Annotated in this window: 25 protein-coding genes and 1 tRNA gene; 14 read left to right on the plus strand and 12 right to left on the minus strand. The window is 72.3% G+C overall.

What is annotated here, in order from left to right:
• The 10 genes from ACH4PU_RS22400 (at position 1) to ACH4PU_RS22445 (ending at position 4,775) form a co-directional block, all read left to right on the plus strand.
• Positions 1–711: a DUF2637 domain-containing protein gene (locus ACH4PU_RS22400; protein ID WP_398274747.1), complete on the plus strand. Its 711-nt coding sequence runs from the start codon at positions 1–3 to the stop codon at positions 709–711.
• 19 nt (positions 712–730) lie between these two features.
• Positions 731–913, plus strand: coding sequence for a hypothetical protein (locus ACH4PU_RS22405; RefSeq protein WP_398274750.1), 183 nt, complete (start codon positions 731–733; stop codon positions 911–913).
• Between the two features lie 4 nt (positions 914–917).
• Positions 918–1,106 (plus strand): mobile element transfer protein, encoded by a 189-nt coding sequence (locus tag ACH4PU_RS22410; protein WP_398272602.1) that lies wholly within the window; start codon positions 918–920, stop codon positions 1,104–1,106.
• 12 nt (positions 1,107–1,118) lie between these two features.
• On the plus strand, positions 1,119–1,274 hold the full coding sequence (locus ACH4PU_RS22415; RefSeq protein ID WP_398274753.1) for a hypothetical protein: 156 nt from the start codon (positions 1,119–1,121) through the stop codon (positions 1,272–1,274).
• 23 nt (positions 1,275–1,297) lie between these two features.
• On the plus strand, positions 1,298–1,594 hold the full coding sequence (locus ACH4PU_RS22420) for a SpdD-like protein (protein ID WP_398274756.1): 297 nt from the start codon (positions 1,298–1,300) through the stop codon (positions 1,592–1,594).
• A 95-nt stretch (positions 1,595–1,689) separates the two neighbouring features.
• Positions 1,690–1,872 carry a hypothetical protein gene (locus ACH4PU_RS22425; protein WP_398274759.1) on the plus strand — a complete coding sequence of 61 codons (183 nt, stop codon included), beginning with the start codon at positions 1,690–1,692 and terminating at the stop codon, positions 1,870–1,872.
• The gene (locus ACH4PU_RS22430) at positions 1,869–2,048 is read left to right on the plus strand and encodes a hypothetical protein (protein WP_398275323.1); all 180 of its coding nucleotides are present in this window, start codon (positions 1,869–1,871) and stop codon (positions 2,046–2,048) included. Before ACH4PU_RS22425 ends, ACH4PU_RS22430 begins: the two co-directional genes overlap by 4 nt.
• Positions 2,045–3,439 (plus strand): replication initiator protein RepSA, encoded by a 1,395-nt coding sequence (gene repSA, locus ACH4PU_RS22435; RefSeq protein ID WP_398274762.1) that lies wholly within the window; start codon positions 2,045–2,047, stop codon positions 3,437–3,439. Before ACH4PU_RS22430 ends, repSA begins: the two co-directional genes overlap by 4 nt.
• Positions 3,436–3,624, plus strand: a complete 189-nt coding sequence (locus ACH4PU_RS22440; RefSeq protein ID WP_398274765.1) for a helix-turn-helix domain-containing protein — start codon at positions 3,436–3,438, stop codon at positions 3,622–3,624. Before repSA ends, ACH4PU_RS22440 begins: the two co-directional genes overlap by 4 nt.
• A complete protein-coding gene (locus ACH4PU_RS22445; protein WP_398274768.1) occupies positions 3,624–4,775 on the plus strand; it encodes a tyrosine-type recombinase/integrase in 1,152 nt (383 codons plus the stop codon). Before ACH4PU_RS22440 ends, ACH4PU_RS22445 begins: the two co-directional genes overlap by 1 nt.
• Positions 4,776–4,843: 68 nt before the next feature.
• On the opposite strand, the gene ACH4PU_RS22450 is transcribed toward ACH4PU_RS22445, so the two are convergent.
• Positions 4,844–4,918, minus strand: a tRNA-Val gene (locus tag ACH4PU_RS22450).
• Between the two features lie 267 nt (positions 4,919–5,185).
• Here ACH4PU_RS22450 and ACH4PU_RS22455 point away from each other — a divergent pair.
• Entirely contained in the window at positions 5,186–5,974 is a 789-nt protein-coding gene (locus ACH4PU_RS22455; RefSeq protein ID WP_398274770.1) for a DUF4097 family beta strand repeat-containing protein, read from the plus strand.
• A 125-nt stretch (positions 5,975–6,099) separates the two neighbouring features.
• Positions 6,100–7,557, plus strand: a complete 1,458-nt coding sequence (locus ACH4PU_RS22460; protein WP_398274773.1) for a hypothetical protein — start codon at positions 6,100–6,102, stop codon at positions 7,555–7,557.
• Between the two features lie 66 nt (positions 7,558–7,623).
• On the opposite strand, the gene ACH4PU_RS22465 is transcribed toward ACH4PU_RS22460, so the two are convergent.
• Positions 7,624–8,121, minus strand: coding sequence for an NUDIX hydrolase (locus ACH4PU_RS22465; RefSeq protein WP_398274777.1), 498 nt, complete (start codon positions 8,119–8,121; stop codon positions 7,624–7,626).
• Positions 8,122–8,191: 70 nt separating this feature from the next.
• Here ACH4PU_RS22465 and ACH4PU_RS22470 point away from each other — a divergent pair, with 70 nt between their 5' ends.
• Positions 8,192–8,425 carry a zinc ribbon domain-containing protein gene (locus ACH4PU_RS22470; RefSeq protein WP_398274780.1) on the plus strand — a complete coding sequence of 78 codons (234 nt, stop codon included), beginning with the start codon at positions 8,192–8,194 and terminating at the stop codon, positions 8,423–8,425.
• Between the two features lie 87 nt (positions 8,426–8,512).
• On the opposite strand, the gene ACH4PU_RS22475 is transcribed toward ACH4PU_RS22470, so the two are convergent.
• From ACH4PU_RS22475 to ACH4PU_RS22490, 4 genes are all read right to left on the minus strand, one after another.
• Positions 8,513–9,178, minus strand: coding sequence for an O-methyltransferase (locus tag ACH4PU_RS22475; protein ID WP_398274783.1), 666 nt, complete (start codon positions 9,176–9,178; stop codon positions 8,513–8,515).
• 215 nt (positions 9,179–9,393) lie between these two features.
• Positions 9,394–10,218, minus strand: coding sequence for an HAD family hydrolase (locus tag ACH4PU_RS22480; protein WP_398275281.1), 825 nt, complete (start codon positions 10,216–10,218; stop codon positions 9,394–9,396).
• Between the two features lie 26 nt (positions 10,219–10,244).
• Positions 10,245–12,695, minus strand: coding sequence for a phosphoribosyltransferase (locus ACH4PU_RS22485; protein ID WP_398274786.1), 2,451 nt, complete (start codon positions 12,693–12,695; stop codon positions 10,245–10,247).
• The gene (locus tag ACH4PU_RS22490) at positions 12,695–13,894 is read right to left on the minus strand and encodes an HpcH/HpaI aldolase/citrate lyase family protein (RefSeq protein WP_398274789.1); all 1,200 of its coding nucleotides are present in this window, start codon (positions 13,892–13,894) and stop codon (positions 12,695–12,697) included. The genes ACH4PU_RS22485 and ACH4PU_RS22490 overlap by 1 nt, the downstream gene beginning before the upstream one ends.
• Before the next feature lie 280 nt (positions 13,895–14,174).
• On the opposite strand from ACH4PU_RS22490, the gene ACH4PU_RS22495 reads away from it, so the two are divergent.
• A complete protein-coding gene (locus ACH4PU_RS22495) occupies positions 14,175–15,269 on the plus strand; it encodes a TerD family protein (RefSeq protein WP_398274792.1) in 1,095 nt (364 codons plus the stop codon).
• A gap of 89 nt (positions 15,270–15,358) precedes the next feature.
• On the opposite strand, the gene ACH4PU_RS22500 is transcribed toward ACH4PU_RS22495, so the two are convergent.
• The 6 genes from ACH4PU_RS22500 to ACH4PU_RS22525 all read right to left on the minus strand — a co-directional run bounded on the left by ACH4PU_RS22500 (position 15,359) and on the right by ACH4PU_RS22525 (position 19,995).
• Positions 15,359–16,093, minus strand: coding sequence for a Tellurium resistance (locus ACH4PU_RS22500; RefSeq protein ID WP_398275284.1), 735 nt, complete (start codon positions 16,091–16,093; stop codon positions 15,359–15,361).
• Positions 16,094–16,216: 123 nt separating this feature from the next.
• Positions 16,217–17,353 carry a DUF475 domain-containing protein gene (locus tag ACH4PU_RS22505; RefSeq protein ID WP_398274795.1) on the minus strand — a complete coding sequence of 379 codons (1,137 nt, stop codon included), beginning with the start codon at positions 17,351–17,353 and terminating at the stop codon, positions 16,217–16,219.
• Positions 17,354–17,538: 185 nt separating this feature from the next.
• Positions 17,539–18,114: a TerD family protein gene (locus ACH4PU_RS22510; protein ID WP_398274798.1), complete on the minus strand. Its 576-nt coding sequence runs from the start codon at positions 18,112–18,114 to the stop codon at positions 17,539–17,541.
• Between the two features lie 144 nt (positions 18,115–18,258).
• Positions 18,259–18,834, minus strand: coding sequence for a TerD family protein (locus ACH4PU_RS22515; RefSeq protein ID WP_185940666.1), 576 nt, complete (start codon positions 18,832–18,834; stop codon positions 18,259–18,261).
• 115 nt (positions 18,835–18,949) lie between these two features.
• Positions 18,950–19,408 (minus strand): peroxiredoxin, encoded by a 459-nt coding sequence (locus ACH4PU_RS22520; protein WP_398274802.1) that lies wholly within the window; start codon positions 19,406–19,408, stop codon positions 18,950–18,952.
• A gap of 164 nt (positions 19,409–19,572) precedes the next feature.
• Complete coding sequence (locus ACH4PU_RS22525) at positions 19,573–19,995, minus strand: DUF3052 domain-containing protein (protein WP_185940668.1); 423 nt, start codon at positions 19,993–19,995, stop codon at positions 19,573–19,575.
• Positions 19,996–20,229: the final 234 nt, after the last annotated feature.

Raw genomic sequence — 20,229 nt, forward strand, 5'->3', positions numbered from 1 at the left:
ATGCTCCGCACGATCCGCTTCGACGCTGTGTTGATCCAAGCCGTCATCGCCGGCGCCTTGTCCTTCGCCCACCTGCACGACCTGGCCGAAGCCGCCGGGCAGGACGGATGGAAGGCATGGGCCTACCCCGTCAGCGTGGACCTCCTCCTCGTCGCGGCCTGGCGCCGCATGCGAACCCTGCGAGATGCCGCCGGCGCCACCCGCTCGGCCTGGACCTGGTTCACCGTCGCCCTCGGCGCCTCCCTCGGCGCCAACGTCTCCACCGCCGGACTACTCGACCTGCACCACATCCCCGCCTGGCTGCGCATCCTCGTCGCCGGTTGGCCAGCACTCGCCTTCCTCGGCGGCACCCTCCTCGTCCACACACCCACCACCGACCAACCCGTCCCGGTCACGCCGGCCGACACCGAGCCCGAACCGCTCCCCACCCCGGAGACGCCGGCGGTGTCCCTCGACCGACTGACCGACCCTGCTCCCGCGATCGATCCTGCGCCGAAGCCGGAGCCGAAGCCCGAGCAGGTCCCAGAGCACACTGCCCCGCCGCCGGCTGGTCCGGCCGTCCCCGTGGCCTTGCTCAACCACGCCCGCAAGCTCACCGAGAACCACCAGGCCACGACCGGGACCGCCATGGACGCGGCCACCCTCCGCGCCCGCCTGGCCCTTCCCGCCCCGATGGCCGACGCGATCGTCACGCAACTCCACCTCACCTGACCAGCAAAGGAGACACGCCGTGATCCGCTCCTTCGATCGGGCCTCGGACTACCTCGACGCCGCACGGGAGATGGCCGACACCGGCCGTCCCGCGCTCGCCCGCCTGCTCGCCGAGGAAGCCGCCAACCGCACCGCCGACCCGAGCGAGGCGGCGCGCATCCTCGCCGAATTTCCCGACCCCAGCCTGCGACGGGAGCACTGACCTCATGACCGTCCACCGGCGCTTCCGCGATCGTGCCCGCTTCGGGCCCGTGCAGGTCGCCACCTACCTCGACGGCCGGGGAGTGGAGAAGCACACCGCCGCCTGCACCGCCCCCGGCTGTGGCTTCTCCGCCGACTACCGCGACCGATCCGCCGCCGAACTCGCCGCCCGCACCCACCGCTGCAAGGCATAGGAGACCGGACCCATGCAGGTTCCTCTGTGGCTCGCCCTGATTGTCGTCGCCCTTCTCGGCATCAAGCTCGTCCGCCCGCCGTGGTGGCTGATCGCCCTGCTCCTGGCCGGCGGCTACCTCCTCGCCCACAGCCTCTTCGCCCCCGCGATCGACACCGCCATCAAGTAACCCGACCCGAAGGAGAAACAGCCATGCTGCGCCCGAAGATCCCGGTCAACCCGCACCCCACCGGCCAGATCACCCCGCCCACCGGCACCACCCCGGACACCCGACCCGCACCGCCGACGCCGGCCCCAGTGGCCTCTCGGCCCGCGCTCCAGCTCACCCCCGCCACGGCCGTCGCCCTCGTCGGCGGCGGAACGGCAGCGGTCCTCGTCATCGGCGCGGTCCTGGTCTCGATGCTCCTGGCGGTCGCCATCACCGGCATGGCCGTGGCCGTCGTCGCCGTGGTTCTGCGCCTGCTGCTCAAGGACCTGCGCAACCACTAAGCGGCCCCCGGGGCGGCTCCTGTCGCCAAACACTCACCGCCCCGGGCGCCTGCATCCCATCCCAGATCCAACGGACCCGAAAGGGACTTCTCATCATGCCTCAGCACGCCCCGGCCCCGCGCATCTGCCGCGACTGTGACGGCTTCGCCACGGCCGTCATCATCACCGGCAACCGCCACCGCGACGGCTCCCGCACCACCATCCCGGTCACCTGCCCGACCTGCAAGGGAACCGGCACCACCACCCCCGCCACCCTCACGTCCAGCGTGGGTCGGTGATCACCGTGGCCCTTCTCGACTGGCGCGACGCGAAGCACTTCGACAGCAGCGGCGACAAGCCGTGCGTGATCTGCGACAAGCCCACCCCGCTCCGCTCCGACCGTGGCAAGCCCGTCCACAAGGTCTGCGCTGAGGAATGGCTCGACTCCCACCGCCCGAAGGGAGACGACGCGTGACCCACCCCGCCGCGGCGGCGGGCCTGGACCCGACCACCCTCGCCGACCTGCTGAGGGTGGCCGGGTCCCCCGGCTTCGACCGCATCCAAGAACAGATCCGCCGCACCGGTGGCTGTTCCGACCCCATCCACCTGCAAGGCGCCACCGTCACCCGCGACCGCCGCACCGGCCAGATCCTCCACCACTACTCCACCGACACCGAACCCGACGGCCGACTGCGCATCGCCTGCGGCAACCGCCGCGCCTCCCGCTGCCCCTCCTGCGCCTGGACCTACGCCGGCGACACCTACCACCTCATCCGCGCCGGCCTCTCCGGCGACCCGAACAAGGGCACCCCGGAGACGATCCGCGATCACCCCCGCGTCTTCGCCACCCTCACCGCCCCGTCCTTCGGCCCCGTCCACAACCGCCCCGACAACCGGCCCTGCCGCTGCGGCACCCGCCACCCCGAGAACGCGCCCGAACTCGGCACCGCCCTGGACCCCGACACCTACGACTACGCCGGCGCCGTGCTGTGGAACAACCACGCCTCCGACCTATGGCGCTACTTCACGATCTACCTCCGCCGCGAAATCGCCCGCCACGCCGGCCTCACCCAAAAAGCCGCCCGCCAGCAATCTCGGGTCTCCTTCGGGAAGGTCGCCGAGTACCAAAAGCGTGGGGCCGTCCACTTTCACGCGGTGATTCGCTTCGACGGACCCGACGGCCCGAACGATCCGCCGCCGGCGTGGGCCACCCTCGACCTGCTCACCGACGCGATCCGTGCCGCCGCCGCCCGCGTCGCGGTCGATGTTCCAGCAGCGGGAGACCAGCCGGCCCGTGTCCTGCGCTGGGGCACCCAACTCGACGTCCAACCCATCGGCGCCTTCGGCCACGGCGAAGACATCAGCGAACAAGCCGTCGCCTCCTACGTCGCCAAATACGCCACCAAAGCCGCCGAGACCACCGGCACCGTAGACCACCGCATCGGCAACACCGAAGCGCTCGCCCTCCTCGACATCCCCGACCACCCGACCCGGCTCATCACCGCCTGCCTCGACCTCCACCCGCTCTACCCCGACCGCCGGCTTCGCGACTGGGCCCACATGCTCGGCTTCCGAGGGCACTTCTCCACCAAGTCCCGCACCTACTCGACCACCCTCGGCGCCCTCCGCAAGATCCGTGCCGACTACCGCGCCGCCCAGCAACGCGCCGCCCTCGGCCTACCCGACCCCGACGACCACCCGGAGGCCACCACACTCACCCTCGCCCACTGGACCTACGCCGGCCACGGCCACACCCCCGGCGAATCCTGGCTCGCCGCCAACATCCGCCGCGACATCGAGCAAAACCGCGAGACCGCCCGCCTGGAGCTGCCCACCTACCCCGACTCGGAAGGAGCCGCCGCATGACCACCGCAACCGCTGAACTCCTCACCGTGCCGGAGGTCATGGCACGACTCAAGCTTGGCCGTTCGGCTGTCTACGACCTGATCCGCTCCCGACGCCTGGTCTCGATCCGGATCGGCCGGTCGCGTCGCATCCCCGCTGATGCCCTGCGGGACTTCATCCTTCATGCCGTTGAGGAGGCCGCCTGATGCCGCAGCAGCGGAAGCGCAATCCGAACGGCGCCGGCACCATCACCAAGCGCAAGGACGGTCGGTACCAAGCCGCTGTCTACGTGCTCCAGCCGGACGGCACCCGCGCCCGCAAGTTCGCCTACGGCCGGACCTGGGAGGAGTGCGACGCGAAACGACGGCTGTTGCTCGACAAGGTGGACAAGGGCGTGCCCGTGCCCACTCGGTCCGCGAAGCTGTCGGAGTGGCTGCCGTACTGGCTGGACAACATCGTCAAGCCCCGGCGGAAACTGAGCACGTACGACAAGTACGAGGCGCACGTCCGGCTCTACCTCATTCCCGAGATCGGATCGAAGCGGCTCGAATCCCTCGGCGTCGCCGACGTCCGGCGTTTCCTCGTCCGGCTGGAGAACAAGACGACGGCGGCTACCGCCAAGGAGTCCCACCGCGTCCTGCGCACTGCCCTGACGGCGGCCTGCCGGGAGGAACTGATCACTCGCAACGTGGCAAGCCTGGTCGAGCCGCCTCAGGCCACGTCGAAAGAGATCAACCCCTGGACCTTGGACGAGACCCTGGACTTCCTTGCGGCGGCCCGCACGGATCTTCTCTACGCCGCCTTCGTCCTCGCCATCGCCATGGGGCTTCGGCGGGGTGAGATCGTCGGGCTCCGGTGGTCCGACATCGACTTGGAGCGGCGGGTGCTCCACGTCCGGCAGCAGATCCAGCGCCGGCGCGGTGTCCTCTACGACGACGTGACGAAGAACCGCCGGCGCCGCACGGTCCCGCTGCCGGCCATGTGCATCGCGCCGCTTCGTTGGCACCGGATGCGCCAGGCTGCCGCCAAGGAGCGCGCCGGGGAGCGGTGGAACAAGGGTGGCTTCGTGTTCACGACTCGGACCGGTCGCCCGGTGGAACCCCGGAACGTCTACCGCTCCTTCACCCGCGTCGCCAAGTCGGCCGGCCTGCGCGTCGTCCGGCTGCACGACGCCCGGCACGGCTGCGCCACGTTGCTCACGGCTGCCGGGGTGGCTCCCCGCGTCGTGATGGAGATCCTCGGGCACAGCCAGATCAACATCACCATGGACGTGTACGCGCACGTCTTCCAGGACACGCAGCGGGAGGCGATGAGCCACATGGACCGGCTGCTCAGGAAGCGGCCCAACCGCTCGTGACCGTGCCCGTTGATGTCAGGGCCGGATGTCAGACGCCCCGGAGCTTGATCGCTCCGGGGCGTTTCTGCTGGTGGGCACAGACGGATTTGAACCGCCGACATCCGCTTTGTAAGAGCGGCGCTCTACCGCTGAGCTATGCGCCCGCATTGAAAGGACAGCCTACATGGGCCCGGCGGCCGCCCCGCAAACCCGTCGGGCCCGGCCGGACCGCCCGGGGCCGTGCCCCGGGGGTTATCCCCACCCCCGATCCGGTGGAGCACGGTATGCCGGGCGGCGGGCGGGGGGCCGTAGCGTGACGGGGTCGGGGCGGGGCCCAGGGGGGCCGTCCGAACGTACGGCGCGCACCGCGCGGTGCGACCGGCGCTCAGATCACGCAGGCCACTCAGGTCACGCAGGACACGGAGATCACCATGGTTCGACCCGCCCGACCCGCCCGTCTCGCCCGCCCCGTCCGTCTCGCTCTGCTGGTCGGCGGGGTGGCGGTCGCCGGAATGGCGGTCGCCGGGTGCGGGTCGGTGGATCTTTCGGATGTGGAGCCGGAGCAGCAGTCGTTCGCGATCGCGGGCCGGACGCTGACCGTCGACACGGACGACTCCGCTGTCGAACTCGTCCCGGGGGACCGGAAGGACGTCAAGGTCACCCGGTGGTTCGACGGGTGGTCGGTGGGCGGGTCCGTGAAGACCACCTGGGCGATGGAGAAGGGCGACATCCTCAAGCTGCGGCAGCACTGCGACGGGATCAGCGTGGAGTGCAAGGGCAAGCACCGCATCGAGGTGCCGCGCGGGGTGCGGGTGGTGGTGAAGGACGAGAACGGCGGGATCAGCTCCCGGGGGATCAAGGGCGACCTGCGGCTCGAGTCGGAGAACGGCGACATCGCCGTCCACGACGCCGACGGGCGGCTGGAACTGGTCTCCGAGAACGGCGACATCCGCGCCGAGGACAGCATAACCTCCCGCGCCGTCTCCGCCCGCTCCGAGAACGGGAACATCACCGTCCGCCCGGCCCGCGTCCCCGACCGGGTGAGCGGCGAGAGCGAGAACGGCGACGTCACCGTGCGGGTGCCCGCCGGCTCGTACCGCGTCGACGCGCGCAGCGGCTCCGGACGGACGCGGGTCGGCGTCCCCCGCGACGGGGCGAGCCGGCACGTCGTCGGCGCGCACAGCGAAAACGGCGACGTCACCGTGCGGACGGCGGAGTGAGCCACGCGGAGTGACACCGCGGGGTGGACCGTGACCTGAGCGGCCACCGTCCTGTGTGATCGTCCCCAGCGGGTGGGACAATGGCCTCCGGGCCTGGGGCGATCAACGGGAGAGGCAGAGGGCACTTGACGGCTACCTTCGCGCAGTCCGTACGACCGGCCGGTCGGCTTGCCATATCCCAAGGGTCGGGACGGCCGGAAAGGTCCGGACGGCCGGAAAGGTCCCGGCGGGCTGCCGCGTCGGCGCTTCGCGACGCCGTCGCCCTCGTCCTCCTGCCGCTGCCCCTGCTCGCCGCCGCCGTCGCCGTCACCGCCGCGGCGGCCCCGGCCGCGTTCGCCGGCGGCGGGACGCGGCGCTGGGGGTGGGGCCGGGGCGACGCGCAGCGGGCCGAGGCACAGGCCGCGAAGGACGCGGCGGCCACGGCGTTCTACGAGCTGGACACGGCCCAGCGGGACCTGCGGATCTCCCTGGAGACGATCGCCGCGGTGGACTCCTCGCCCGCCGGCCGGCGGGCCGCCCAGGAGTTCGCGGCGCTGGGCGCCCGCATCGACGAGGTGTCGGGCGCGTACATCACCGCCGTCGACGCCCACGACCTGGACCGCGAGGACCTCGACTCCTCCGCCGCCGCCCGGGCCCGCACCGACCTCAACCGGGCGAAGGACGAGCTCGTCCGCGTCAAGGCGGACCTGGAACGGTTCGCACAGGGGCTCGGGCCGCTGCTGGCCGCCGCCGAGGCGGAGCTGGCGCGGCTGGCCCCCGCCGTCGAACGGGCCCGGCAGGCGCTGCTCGCGGCGACCGAGGCCCTGGACGCGACCCGCGCCGCCGGACTGCGGGCCGACGACCTGGCCGCCCGGCTCGCCGCGCTCTCCCCGGAGCTGACCAAGCTCAACCAGGGCGCCGGGCAGCACGGCGTGGCGGAGACGATCGGCCGCGCGGAACGGGTCCTGCGCGAGGCCGACGCGGTCCGCGAGGCCGCCGCGCAACTGCCACAGCGGGCCGCCGAGATCGACAAGCGGCTGGTGTCACTGCGCACCCGGGCCCAGGCGATCGCCACCCGCGCCACACAGGTGGTGCCCGTCCTCAGCGAACTCCGCCGCCGCTACAGCGCCGCCTGCTGGCAGGACCTCCAGCAGGTGCCCGAGGAGGCCCGGCAGGCCGTGGAGCAGGCGGAGGCCAAGCTCGCCGAGGCGCGCAGGGCCCGCGACGAGCAGCGGTGGCCGGACGCCACCGCCCTGCTGTCGACCGTCCGCGCACTCCTGACGACGACCGACGCGTCCGTCTCCGCCGCCGGCGACCGGCTGCGGCGGCTGGACGAGGTCTCCGCCGACCGCCAACAGGAGGTCGAACGCACCCGGTTCGCCATCCGGGACGCCCAGCGCCTCGCCATGGCCGGCCGCAGCACCCCGGACCCCCGCCACGCGGCACCCCTGGACGAGGCCGTGGCCCGCCTGGACCGCGCCGTGGCCGGCCTGGAGGGCCGCCACCCCGACTGGTGGCGCTTCCTGACGGAGACGGAGGCCGTACGGCAGTCGGTCGCGACCGTGGTCCAGGCGATCCGCGAGGAACGCGGCGCGGGCCGCTGACCGCCGGCGCCGGTCGCGGTCGACCGGCGCGCGGACGGGGCCGGGGCGCATCCCACGAGCCCCCTCCTACTCCCCCACCGTCTCGTTCCCGACGTACCCGAGGTCGACGGGCACCGCCGGCGCACCGTTCCCGCGCACATCCGCGAGCAGTTCGGGGAGCCGCGGCGGCCACAGCGGCTCGGTGCCGGCGGACAGCTCCTCCGGCGACCACCATCGCCACCGGAGGATCCCGTCCGCGGCGTGCGCGGCGGCGAGGTCGCCGGCCGGGTCCCGGCGGGGGCCCCGGGCGAGGAAGACGTGCTCATGCTGGCGGACCGGCACGCCGGCCCGGGTGAAGTCGTGTTCCCACAGGCAGAGCAGGGTGCCGTCGATCTCGATGTCGGTCCACCCGGTCTCCTCGCGCACCTCGCGCCCGGCCGCCCGCAGCGGTGACTCGCCCGGGTCCAGCCCGCCGCCGGGCAGCGCCCAGTGGACGCCGACCTCCTCGTTGTCGTACCGGAACATGAAGACCGACCCCGTCGGGTCCAGGACCGCGACTCTGGCTGCTCGTCTGGGTATCCGCATCGCACAAGCCTGCCACCGCCGGCCGGTGACCCGGCTCCCCCGGACGTCCTCCCTGGTTATGCTGCCTGACATGCCTCGCTACGAATACCGCTGCAAAGCCTGTGGTGCCACCTTCGAGCTGCGCCGCCCCATGGCGCAGTCGTCCGCACCGGCCATGTGCCCTCAAGGACACCTGGACAGCGTGAAGTTGCTGTCCACCGTCGCGGTGACCGGCGCGGCGTCCGCCGGGTCGTCGTCCGGGCCCTCCGCTGAGAGCGGTGGCGGAGGAGGCGGCGGGTGCTGCGGGGGCGGCTGCTGCGGCTGAGCGGCGGGGCGCGACCGTAGTCGCACGCAGCCGTTCGCAGCCGTACGAAGTGGGGCGCGCGGGCCGTCGCGCCCGCGCCCCCGCCCGTCAGTCCCGCTTCTTGCGCGCCAGCGTCAGGCCGTCCGCCACCGTGAGCATGACCGCCTCCATCCGCCGGTCCGCCGCCACATGGTCGTTGAACGCCTTGACGCCCTCGCCCGCCGCCGACGCCCCCGGGTCGACGACCTCGCCGTGGAAGAAGACGTTGTCCGCGACGATCAGGCCACCGGGGCGCAGCCGGGGGACGATCTCCTCCCAGTAGTCGACGTAGTGCTCCTTGTCCGCGTCCAGGAAGACGAGGTCGAGGTGCGGCTCGGCGGGGAGGGCGCGGACGGACTCCAGGCCGTCGCCCAGGCGCAGTTCGACGCGGTCGGCGACGCCGGCCTTGGCCCATGCCTCGCGGGCGTGGGCCGTCCACTCCTCCGAGATGTCGAGGGCGATCAGTCTGCCGCCGGCGGGCAGCGCCTGGGCCATGGAGAGGGCGGACAGGCCGGTGAAGGTGCCGATCTCCAGGATGTCGCGGGCGCCGGTCAGGCGGACCAGGAAGGCGAGCAGCGGGGCCTGCTCCTCCGCGACCTGGAGGTGCGCGCTGTCGGGCAGCAGCGAGCGGGTGGTCTCGACCAGGGCGCGCTGTACGGGGTCGAGCGGCGGATTGTGGTCGATCATGTACTCGTAGAGCTCGGAAGTGAGCGGACTGCTCTTGGACTCGGTCACACGAGGCTCCTCGGTTCGCTGACGCCGCGCGGCGACGCGGCGCCCCGGTGCTCGCCGGGCCACTGGACCGTCGACGGCACAGGGGTGGAGGGCACCGACGCCGCGCGTCTCCCGCGCACGTTGATGCCTCAACGAACGTTAGGTGCGGCCGCGTTCAGGGAAACAGCCGCTTATCAGACATTCCGTCCCTGCGTCACGGCGCCGCGGCAACGCGCTCACGGCGACGCCGAGGGCCGTACCCCCACCGCCTCCGCGAACGCCCGCGCGATCTCCTCCCCCGCCGCGACACCGACCGTCTCCAGCCCCACGACGTGCGGCGCCCCCCACCCCGTCTCGGCCAGCTCGCCGTGCCCCGGGCGCCAGCCGCGGTCGGCGGCGAGCAGCAGGTCGGCGTCGAGCAGGGAGTCACCGGCCGACAGGACGGACGTGGCGCCGGTGCGGCGGGCGACCTCGGCGACCGCCGCGCTCTTGGTGACGGGCCGCGGGACGGCGTAGATCTTGCGGCCCTGGAGCGAAACGTTCCAGCCGCGCTCGCCCGCCCACTCGGTGAGCTCCTTCACCCACGCGACGGGCAGCCGCTCCCGGTCGACGACCAGGTAGGCGAACAGGTCCTCGGCGGTCCGCTCGCGCAGCAGCCACGCCGGGTCGGCCGTCGCGACCAGGCGTGCCTGCACCTCGTCGAGCGTCGCGCACTCGGCGGCGACGGCCCGCCGCACCCCCTCCCGCCAGCCGGCGTCCGGCTCGCCGTCGACGAGGATCTCGCCGCCGTTGGCGCAGACCGCGAACCGGGGTACGGGCCCGGGCAGCCGGATGCGGCCGTACTGCGCCCGCGTCCGCGTGGTGGCGGGCACGAACGCGCCGCTCCGGGCGAGCCCGTCGAGCAGCGCCGCGGCCTTCTCCGTCACATAGGACAGCGGCTTCCCCTCGTACACCTCGACGCACAGCAGGCGCGGCGCCCGCGCGTCGTCCGCGCCGAGGCGGAGGGCGGCGGCGGAGTAGATGAGCGTGCGGTCGAGGTCGCTGGCGACGAGCGTGTCCATCAGGGGGACGTGCACGGAGTTCACCTTCACGAGGACCGCACCGCCCGCCCGTCGGTTCCCGTCGCGCCGCGCGTGTACCGCGGGTGGACGAGGCCGACGCAGCTGTACGGCAGCCCCTCGACCTCCTCCACCGGCACCCCGCGCTGGGCGGCCAGCAGCCGGACGTGGTCGAGGTCCGCGCCCGCGCCCCGCTCGGCGAGGATCTTCCAGGGGACGCGGCGCAGCAGGACGCGGGTGGTCTCGCCGACGCCGGGCTTGACCAGGTTGACGTCGTGGATGCCGTACTCCTCGCTGATCCGCTCGACCGCCGCCCAGCCCCGCCAGGTCGGCGCGCGGTCGGCGCCCGCGAGCTCCTTGGCGTCGTGGGCGACGCCCTCCTCGACCTCCGCGAACCGGGCGGCGACGGTGTCGAGGAAGGCGCGCGAGACGTCGGCGTCCGCCAGCTCCCGGTAGAACTTGGCACCGTGGAAGTCGCCCGGGCCGACGAGGTCGGCGCGCAGCACCGTCCGCGAGATCAGGCCGGAGACCGTCGAGTTGAGGCAGGCGGACGGGATGAGGAAGTCGTCCCGGGTGCCGTACGTCTCCACGCAGTGGCCGGGGTCGGCGAGAACGGCGAGCCGCGGGTCGAACCCCGTTCCGCGCAGGGCCTGTTCGAGCTCGCGGGTGATCGCGCCCTTGCCCGTCCAGCCGTCGACGAAGACGACGTCGGACGGGTCGTGGTGGTCGGCGAGCCAGCGCAGCGCCGCCGTGTCGATGCCCCGGCCGCGGACGATGGACACGGCGTAGTGCGGCAGGTCCAGACCGTGCGCGTGCCGCGCCCAGCGGCGCATCAGGACGCCGACGGGGGTGCCGGCGCGAGCCAGCGAGACCAGCACCGGACGCGGCGAGCGCTCCGCCAGGACGGTCTCGGTCACCGCGCCCACGGCACGCGCGATCCGGCCGGCGGACGACTCCAGCGCGGCGGCGTACAGGGCCTGGTAGCGCTCGGAGGGCTGGTACTCGACGGGCAGCGACTCCGCGTAGTGCGCGCCGCCGCTCTGGATCGCCTCCTCCCGCTCCTCGGTGGGCACTTCGAGGGTGACGGACGACAGGTCCTGGAGCAGCCAGCCGACGTCCTCCGGCGCGTAGGAGGAGAAGGCGGGGCCGCGCAGGGGCTCCCCGGCGGCGCGGTGGGACGGGATCACGGCCAGCAGGACCTTCCGGGTGTGCGCGGCGAGCCGGTCCAGGAGGCCGCCGGGGGCGTGCAGGGCGGGGGTGTCGCCCGTCGAGTCGGTGACGACGACGACCGCGTCGAAGCCGGCGCCGGCGACGTTGTAGGCGTAACGGTCGTCGGCGGGGCGGTCGTCGGGCGTCCCGGAACGGCCGTCGGCGGGCGCGTCGGAGGGGCCGCCGGCGGACGCGCCGGCCGATACGTCGTGGGCCGGGAAGACGAGGCGGGTGCGGATGGCGTACCCGGGGTCGTCGACGGGGACGACGGGCGACCGGGTCGTGGTGGAGAACAGCACGTCTGCGTCCGCGAGGCGCTCCTCCAGCGCCCCCGCCAGCCGCAGCGGCGCGTACATCAACTCCTCGGTCCCCAGCACGAGAACGCGCCGCGCCTCACCCCGGCCCTCCGGCAGCGCCTCCGCGATCCGCGCGGCCATGCGCGGCAGCGCCGCCTCCAGCCGGGCCCGGTGCTCGGGGGTGAAGCCGTGCCGCCCCCCGTCGGGCAGACCGGCCGGCCAGCCGAGGTCGATCCGCTCCGGGGCGGCCGCACCGCCCCCGGCGGGGGCGGTCTCGCCGCCGTCCCACTCCTCCGCCAGCTCCTGCCCCCGTCGCAGCACCCCTTCGGGCAGCGACACCGTCCCGGACGCGAGGGCGACGACGTCCACCCGTGCGCCGAACTCCGCCGCGAAGGCGTCCAGCGCGGCGCGCTCCGCCGCCGGGCGGAGGTCGACGAGGGCGACGACGACGTACCGGTCGCGCGGGCGGCGGGCGTGCAGGGCGGCGATGGTGTTGCGGATGGTACGGCCGGTGGAGAGCTCGTCGTCGACGAGCACCAGCGGCCCGTCGCCCGCGAAGAACCGCGGGTCCTCGGGGAGCAGCAGGTGGGACGTGGCGTGGCTGTGCTCCTCCTCGAAGCCTCCGGCGGGGGCGACACCGGCCACCGTCCGGCGCGTGGAGTGCAGGTACGGGGCGGTGCCGAGGCCGTCGGCGACCGAGTGGCCGAGGCCGGTGGCGGTCTCGGCGTAGCCGAGGACGACCGCCCGGGCGGCCGCGGCCTCGCCCAGCAGCGCCCGCACCCGGCGGCCGAGGTCCAGGCCCACGCCGTGGACGACGGACGGCCGCTGGGGCACGTGCTTGCCGAGCACGCGCGAGACGAGCAGGTGCGCCCGCTTGGGGTTGCGGCGCAGGGCCAGGCCGAGCAGCCCGGGCAGCTCCGCGTCGCCCTCCAGCCGTACGCCGAGCCGATCGGTCACCCACTGGCCCGACCACATCAGAACGTCACTCCCTCTCGCGCCACGCCTACCGTCGCCGTCGGCACGCTCGCGCCCAGCAGCTCCACGAAACCGACATCCTCTCGCGCCACACCGAACACCTCGGCCCTCAGCAGAGTCCTTTCCGCCCAGGCGCGGTGCGGCTTCACCTCGTTCATCTTGTTGGTGTAGGCGGACCGCAGCACTCCGCCGCCGCCGTCCACGGACCGCAGGATGTCCTGGGCGTCGGTGAACTCCTCGTGGCTGACCACGGAGAGGGCGTGCACCGGGGCGACGTGCGACGGGTGGATGCACGTCTTGCCCTGGAGGCCGTTGGCGCGGTCGAGTTCGATCTCGCGCAGCAGGCCGTCCATGTCGTGCTCGATCAGGGCGGAGCGCAGCGCCTCCGCGGGCCCGGCGAACGGGCTGCGGCGCAGCTGCGGTTTGAACATCCGCTGGTGCTGCCGGAAGTACTCCCACACCGGCCCGGTGACGGTGAAGCCGCTGCCGTCCGCGCGGCCGAGGACGTTGACGACGTCGGCGATGACGGAGGCGACGAGCTGGACGTCGTAGGCGGTCATGTCGGGTGCGCGGCGCAGCCCGTAGGCGGAGCAGAAGTCGGTCACGCCGAGCCGGAGGGCCAGCACCCGGTCGCGGTACTTGGTGACGGCGCGGGCGATCCCGCCGAGCGTCCCGGTCCTGGTCTCCAGGTGCAGCAGCTCCGGGGACTCCAGGACGGGCATGGCGAACAGCCGCTGTCCGTGCGCCGATTCGGCCTCGGCGAGCGCCTCCAGGAAGGGCAGGCCGCGGTCCTCGGTGAACTTGGGCAGGACGAAGCCGGAGAGCAGCCGCCGGGCGGGGCCGAAGCGGCGTATGAGGTCGGTGATCTGCCCGGGGCGGCGGACGCGGACGAACAGCAGCGGCACCCGGTCCCCGGGCACGGCGGCGAGCTCCGCGAACTGCCGGACCAGGTTCTCCTCCGCGTCGGCCACCTCGCCGTCCGCGATGGAGTCCTCCAGGCACAGGACCATGGACACGACACCCTGTCCGGCCTGCTTGACGACGTCCTGGGCCAGCGCGGGCCGGGTGGCGGGGCTGTAGAGGGTGGCGCCGAGGGCGACGGCGAGCGTACGGGCCGGGGAGTCGACGCCGAACTCGGCCGGCTCCCGGTGGAACAAACCGTTCCGGACCTCGGGCGCGAGGTGTCCAAAATGCCGCATCTTTCTCCCCGTTGTGCCGCGCCGTCCCGCCGGGCCGTCCAGCCGACAAGCGTGGCCGATTATCGTACGTCCGGGAACGGGTCAAGAGTTCCCCAAATACCGGAGGAATCTCTTCTCCTCTGCCACATCATCTGCCCCGCACCGTCTGCCCCCGTGGCTCCCGCGCACCCGCCCCGCGCCCCGGCGCTCCCCCGGCTCCCCGGCTTCACCCCGGCCGTGCTCCGGCCCGGGCCGGGGCCCGCGTTGTCCGCGGCCCGCGCGGGAGGGCAGGATTGCGGACATGACGCACGCGATGCTGAAGGGATCGAACATCCCGCTGGAGGCCCCGGCCGTACGGGCGGTGCTGCGCTGGACCCCCGGTGCCGGCGTCCCCGACGTGGACGTCTCCGCCCTCCTCCTGGGCGCCGACGACCGCGTGCGTTCGGACGAGGACTTCGTCTTCTACAACCAGCCGCGCCACCCCTCCGGCCTGGTCCGCCACCTGCCCAAGAAGCGGCTGCACGAGGGCCTCACCGACACCGTCGAGGCCGACCTCGCCCCGCTGGACGGCTCGGTACGCCGGGTGGTGATCGCCGCCTCCGCCGACGGCGGGACGTTCGGCCTGGTCAAGGACCTGTGCCTGCTGCTGTACGACGCCTCGGCCGCGACCCCGCCGCACACCGCCCCCGGCGACACCGCCGCCCTCGGCCCCCTCGTCGCCCGCTTCGACGTCCGGCCGGAGACGGGCGACGAGACCGCGATGATCTGCGGCGAGCTCTACCGCCGCGGGGACGGCTGGAAGTTCCGCGCCCTCGGGCAGGGCTATGCGTCGGGGCTGGTCGGGCTGGCCACGGAGTACGGCATCTCCGTCGAGGACGAGGAGGAGGCCGACGACGCGGCGGCCCACGGCCCGACGGGGTCCGGCACCGCGAGCGGTACGGGCGACGGGACCGGCACCGGCGCCCGGACGCCGTCGTCCCCCGGACTCGCTCCGGCCCCCGCCGCCCCGGCCCGCCATGCCGAGCCCATACCTCCGGCACCCGCCCAGGCCACGCCCGCGACGGCACCACCTTCCTCGCCGGCCACACCGCTCGCGCCCGCCGCCGCCGACGCGCCCACCGCAGCCGTCCCGCGCCCGGCCGCCCCCGGATACGGCTATCCGCCGCCGCCCGCCGTCCCCCCGACGGTCTCGCCTGTCCCGTCGGCGTACGGCTACCCGCAGTACCCGGCCGCCGCCCAGCCGTCCTACGGCTACCCCCAGCAGGCCCAGCAACCTCCGCAGCCCCAGCAGCCCTTCCAGGACGCCCCGGCAGACTACCCGCTCCCCCCGCCGGCGGCCCCCGACCCGGCGTTCCGGCTGCCGCCCCAGGGACCACAGTTCCTGCCGGGCCGCTGACGCCGGCGGCCGGGCCGCGGCCGGTACCGCACGCACGGACGGACGGGCGGCGACGTACGGCCGCCGCCCGCGCCTTCACACCGCGGCCCTCACACCTTCGACTTGTACCCCCGCCCCCACTGGAGCCCCCAGCCGTACAGCCGGTCCAGCTCCGACTGGAACCCGTACACGTACCGCATCTCCCGCCGGACGATGATCTCCTTCTTGTCGTTCTCGATCAGGACGACGGCGCACGACCGCGCCTCCGGCGCGCGCTCGTGGAGCGCGACCTCGAGCCGGGGGCCGTTGCCGGGATACAGCGTCACCGTCGCCTGGGTACGGTCGAACGCCGGGGTCCCGTCATAGATGTAGACGAAGATCAGCAGGCGCTTGATCTCATCCCGGTGGTCCATGTTGATGTAGATGGTCTCCCCCGAGCCGGAGCCGAACCGGTCGTCGCCGCTGAGCTGGACATACGGTGGAGAGTTGATGCTGCCCAGTATGTTGCCGAGCGGCTGCACTACGCCTTTCGCCCCGTCCCACAGCTCGTACATGCAGGCGAGGTCCAGGTCCACACTGACCATCGCCGGGCCCTGCGCCTGCACCATCTCCGGGGTGAACTTGCGGAAAGGGTGCCGCATCCCGCCGCGGGCCGGCTTCTCGTGGATGTCCGTGGTGCGCATCTGCCAGGACAGGTTGACCCGCATGTTGCCGCTGACCGCGCCGTTCTTGGTCAGCGAGTAGACCGGACGGCGTTTGGTCAGCTCGACCGCGCCCGACGCACTGTGCTGGGAGTCGAACTGCCAGGCCGCGCCGCGCCCCCAGTTGCCGAACAGCTTGTCCATGACCGTCATCTGCTACCCCCACCCCTCGCGGTCCGGTTCCCGCTCCGGAAACCGGTGAGCGGGACGGCCGTGAGGTGATCTCACCGCCGCCCCGCTCAGAGGGTTCCCGCACAGGTGCCGGGGTCACACCCCGGAGGTGACCTCCTGACGGCTGCCGTCGCCGTCCCCGGCCGCGGCCTCCTTGCGGTTGTGCGCCACCGAGGACCAGAACGAGAGGCCGATCAGGGCCACGCCGATGAGGCCGGTGACGACCTCGGGGACGTCGTACTTGATCGTCGCCAGCAGGATCAGGGCGAGCGCGCCGATCGCGTAGTGCGCGCCGTGCTCCAGGTAGACGTAGTCGTCCAGGGTCCCCTTGCGGACCAGGAAGACCGTCAGGGAGCGGATGTACATCGCACCGATGCCGAGGCCCAGCGCCATCACGAAGATGTCGTTGGTGATGGCGAAGGCGCCGATGACCCCGTCGAAGGAGAAGGAGGCGTCGATGACCTCCAGGTAGAGGAACATGAAGAACGCGGCCTTGCCGGCCAGCCCGACAACCGAGCCGCCGCTCTTCTTCTCCGCCGGAGCGGACTCCTCGGCGTCCTCCTCCTCGTCCTCCAGGCGCTCCTCGAAGAAGCCGGAGACGCCGCCGACCACCAGGTACGTCACCAAACCGCCGACCCCGGCCAGCAGCACGGTGGCGGCCTTGTCGATGGTGCCGTCCCCGCCGTGCACCGGGACGGAGGTGGCCACGGTGGTGGCCGCGATGATCAGGACCACCAGGGAGACGATGACCGACAGGCCCTCGACCTTGCCCAGCCTGGCGAGGAACCGCTCCACCGGGCCCAGCCACCGTATGTCCCGGTCCTCGAAGACGAAGTCCAGGAAGATCATCAGCAGGAACATCCCGCCGAACGCGGCGATCGCCGGGTGGGCGCTGGTGACGAGCTGCTCATAGCGGTGGTGGTCGTTGATCGCCACGTCGACGGCCTCGATGGGCCCGAGTTTGGCGGTGATGGCCACGATGACCACCGGGAACACCAGGCGCATGCCGAAGACGGCGATGAGGATGCCCACGGTCAGGAACATCTTCTGCCAGAAGGCATTCATCTTCCGGAGGATGCCGGCGTTGATGACCGCGTTGTCGAACGAGAGCGAGATCTCCAGGACGGACAGGATCGCGACGAGCGCCAGCCCTTTCCACCCCCAGAGCACGCCGGCCAAGGCAAAGCCGATCGCCGTGATGGCGAACGACCAACCAAAGGTTTTCAGGAGCACTGGCTACCCAATCCTTCACTGCGATGCTGTCCGCGCTGTACGCGGCTTTACTAAACGTTGACCACGCAGTCTAGAGGGCTCGCCCCGCAGCCGGGAGGGCCGACCTTCGGGCGCACGCGGCGCCGCCCGGCGCCACCAGGGCTCCCGTGACGACGCCGCGTACGCCCGCGCCTACCGTGCGCCGATCACGAGACGTTGACGCCGAAGTCCAGGGCGATCCCCCGCAGACCCGACGCATACCCCTGTCCGACCGCGCGGAACTTCCACTCACCGCCGTAGCGGTACACCTCGCCGAAGATCATCGCCGTCTCGCTGGAGGCGTCCTCGCTCAGGTCGTAGCGGGCCAGCTCGGAGCCGTCCGCCTGGTTGACCACGCGGATGTAGGCGTTGCTGACCTGGCCGAAGTTCTGGCCACGGAGGTCGGCCTCGTGGATGGAGACCGGGAACACGATCTTGTCGCAGGCCGCCGGGACCTTGGCGAGGTCGACCAGGATGGTCTCGTCGTCGCCGTCCCCTTCGCCGGTGAGGTTGTCGCCGGTGTGCTCGACCGAACCCTCGGGGCTCTTGAGGTTGTTGTAGAAGACGAAGTACTCGTCGCCGAGCACCCTCCCGGAGCCGCACAGCAGGGCGCTGGCGTCCAGGTCGAAGTCCGCGCCGGTGGTGGTGCGGGCGTCCCAGCCCAGACCGACCACGATGGCCGTCAGGTTCGGCGCGTGCTTGGAGAGGGAGACGTTGCCTCCCTTGGCGAGCGTGACACCCATGGTCCTGTTCCTCCCCGAGTTGAACGTAGGTCGCCGCGCACGTCCGGCGCCGTACTCCCGGACTGCCCAGTACGGGCTGCCCGAACACGGGAGTACGGCGCCGGAGGTGAGCCGCTGTGGCCGCTTGGGCGGCCGGGCCGTCGGTCAGACGTTGACGCCGAAGTCCTGCGCGATGCCGCGCAGGCCGGAGGCGTAACCCTGGCCGATGGCACGGAACTTCCACTCCGCACCATTGCGGTACAGCTCGCCGAAGACCATGGCGGTCTCGGTCGAGGCGTCCTCGCTCAGGTCGTAGCGGGCCAGCTCGGTGTTGTCGGCCTGGTTGACGACGCGGATGTACGCGTTCCGCACCTGGCCGAAGCTCTGCTGGCGGCTCTCGGCGTCGTAGATGGACACCGGGAACACGATCTTGTGTACATCGGCGGGGACGCCGGCCAGGTTGACCTTGATGACCTCGTCGTCGCCCTCGCCCTCACCGGTGAGGTTGTCACCGGTGTGCTCGACCGAACCGTCGGGGCTCTTCAGGTTGTTGAAGAACACGAAGTTCTGGTCGTTCGCGACCTTGCCCTGGTCGTTGGTGAGCAGCGCACTGGCGTCCAGGTCGAAATCCGTACCGGTGGTGGTACGGGCGTCCCAGCCGAGACCGACGATGACCGCGGTCAGGTTCGGGGCTGCCTTGGTCAGCGAGACGTTGCCGCCCTTGCTGAGACTGACTCCCACGAGTCCTCCATTGGTTCGAGGGGCCTGGCCGGCCGGCCCTGCCCCCGGTTGTGCGATGGCATCCGGTGAACGTGTGGATCCTAGTGACCGGTTCCCACCGATTACAGGGTCTTGCTCAGAGCGCGGCCAGTTCCCGGGTGTACTCGTTCAGGTCGCGCGCGTCGGGCAGCCCGTTGACGATCGTCCAGCGGACGACGCCCTGCTTGTCGATGATGAAGGTGCCGCGCACCGCGCAGCCCTTCTCCTCGTCGAAGACGCCGTAGGCGCGGCTGACCTCGCCGTGCGGCCAGAAGTCGGAGAGCAGCGGGTAGCCGAGCTTCTCCTGCTCGGCGAAGACGCGCAGCGAGAACGGCGCGTCGTTGGAGACCGCGAGCAGCTGGACGTCGTCGTTGACGAACGTCGGCAGCTCGTCGCGGAGGGCGCAGAGCTCGCCGGTGCAGACGCCGGTGAAGGCGAACGGGTAGAAGAGCAGGACGACGTTCTTCTCGCCCCGGAAGTCGGAGAGGCGGACGGTCTCGCCGTGCTGGTTCTTCAGCGCGAAGTCCGGGGCCTCGGTGCCGACGTCGATCGCCATGGTCGCATCCCTCTCTCGGCGGGCCGGCGGCCGGGCCCGCGGGTGCGCGGCCCCGGCCGCCGGCGCGGGTAGGCGGCCAGTCTGTCACTGCCGTCCCAGGGGAACGCACGGCGCCCCCGGCAGCGGGGCTGCCGGGGGCGTGGTGGGGCTGCGAGCGGCCGGGCTCAGCGCTTGGGGGACACCAGGCGCGTGCCGGTCCAGTCCTTGCCGACGCTGATGCTCTTGCTCTGGGAGAGGCCGGCGGTCTGGGCGGCCTCGGAGATGTCGCTCGGCTCGATGTAGCCGTCGCGGCCGGTCTTGGGCGTCAGCAGCCAGGTCACGCCGCCGTCCTCCAGCAGACCGATGGCATCCACCAGCGCGTCCGTGAGGTCTCCGTCCTCATCCCGGAACCACAGCAGGACGACGTCGGCCACGTCGTCGTAGTCCTCGTCCACGAGGTCCTGGCCGATGAGGGACTCGATACCTTCACGGAGATCGTGGTCGACGTCGTCGTCGTAACCGATCTCCTGGACCACCTGTCCGGGCTCGAAACCCAGCCTTGCGGCGGGGTTGGTCCGCTCCTCCGCGTGGTCCGCGGTCGCGCTCACGGATTGCCTCCTGTCATCTTTCGAGAAACTGTCGTGCCTCCCGCGTACGCGAGGCATGGGGCGTAGTCCACACGTGCCGGACGGATCGCGCAAGTACCCGCCCAGCGATCCCTCCCAAACGTTGACGTCTCGTGGCAACTCCCATCATGAGGCAGCAGCCGGGAGTGATTCACGCCACAGCGTTCCGCCGGGTTTGCGAAGTTACTCCCTGGGATTGCGGCGGCCGGGGCCGAA

The sequence above is a fragment of the Streptomyces sp. NPDC021100 genome, assembly GCF_044333095.1.
Taxonomy (GTDB): Bacteria; Actinomycetota; Actinomycetes; order Streptomycetales; family Streptomycetaceae; genus Streptomyces.

Coding starts and splice junctions, on each gene's coding strand:
- ACH4PU_RS22420 (WP_398274756.1), top strand. CDS start 1,298: ATGCTGCGCCCGAAGATCCCGGTCAACCCGCACCCCACCGGCCAGATC.
- ACH4PU_RS22415 (WP_398274753.1), top strand. CDS start 1,119: ATGCAGGTTCCTCTGTGGCTCGCCCTGATTGTCGTCGCCCTTCTCGGC.
- ACH4PU_RS22410 (WP_398272602.1), top strand. CDS start 918: ATGACCGTCCACCGGCGCTTCCGCGATCGTGCCCGCTTCGGGCCCGTG.
- ACH4PU_RS22400 (WP_398274747.1), top strand. CDS start 1: ATGCTCCGCACGATCCGCTTCGACGCTGTGTTGATCCAAGCCGTCATC.
- ACH4PU_RS22470 (WP_398274780.1), top strand. CDS start 8,192: ATGCCTCGCTACGAATACCGCTGCAAAGCCTGTGGTGCCACCTTCGAG.
- ACH4PU_RS22465 (WP_398274777.1), bottom strand. CDS start 8,121: ATGCGGATACCCAGACGAGCAGCCAGAGTCGCGGTCCTGGACCCGACG.
- ACH4PU_RS22440 (WP_398274765.1), top strand. CDS start 3,436: ATGACCACCGCAACCGCTGAACTCCTCACCGTGCCGGAGGTCATGGCA.
- ACH4PU_RS22455 (WP_398274770.1), top strand. CDS start 5,186: ATGGTTCGACCCGCCCGACCCGCCCGTCTCGCCCGCCCCGTCCGTCTC.
- ACH4PU_RS22490 (WP_398274789.1), bottom strand. CDS start 13,894: ATGCGGCATTTTGGACACCTCGCGCCCGAGGTCCGGAACGGTTTGTTC.
- ACH4PU_RS22485 (WP_398274786.1), bottom strand. CDS start 12,695: ATGTGGTCGGGCCAGTGGGTGACCGATCGGCTCGGCGTACGGCTGGAG.
- ACH4PU_RS22520 (WP_398274802.1), bottom strand. CDS start 19,408: ATGGCGATCGACGTCGGCACCGAGGCCCCGGACTTCGCGCTGAAGAAC.
- ACH4PU_RS22425 (WP_398274759.1), top strand. CDS start 1,690: ATGCCTCAGCACGCCCCGGCCCCGCGCATCTGCCGCGACTGTGACGGC.
- ACH4PU_RS22480 (WP_398275281.1), bottom strand. CDS start 10,218: ATGGACACGCTCGTCGCCAGCGACCTCGACCGCACGCTCATCTACTCC.
- ACH4PU_RS22495 (WP_398274792.1), top strand. CDS start 14,175: ATGACGCACGCGATGCTGAAGGGATCGAACATCCCGCTGGAGGCCCCG.
- ACH4PU_RS22510 (WP_398274798.1), bottom strand. CDS start 18,114: ATGGGTGTCACGCTCGCCAAGGGAGGCAACGTCTCCCTCTCCAAGCAC.
- ACH4PU_RS22500 (WP_398275284.1), bottom strand. CDS start 16,093: ATGGACAAGCTGTTCGGCAACTGGGGGCGCGGCGCGGCCTGGCAGTTC.
- ACH4PU_RS22445 (WP_398274768.1), top strand. CDS start 3,624: ATGCCGCAGCAGCGGAAGCGCAATCCGAACGGCGCCGGCACCATCACC.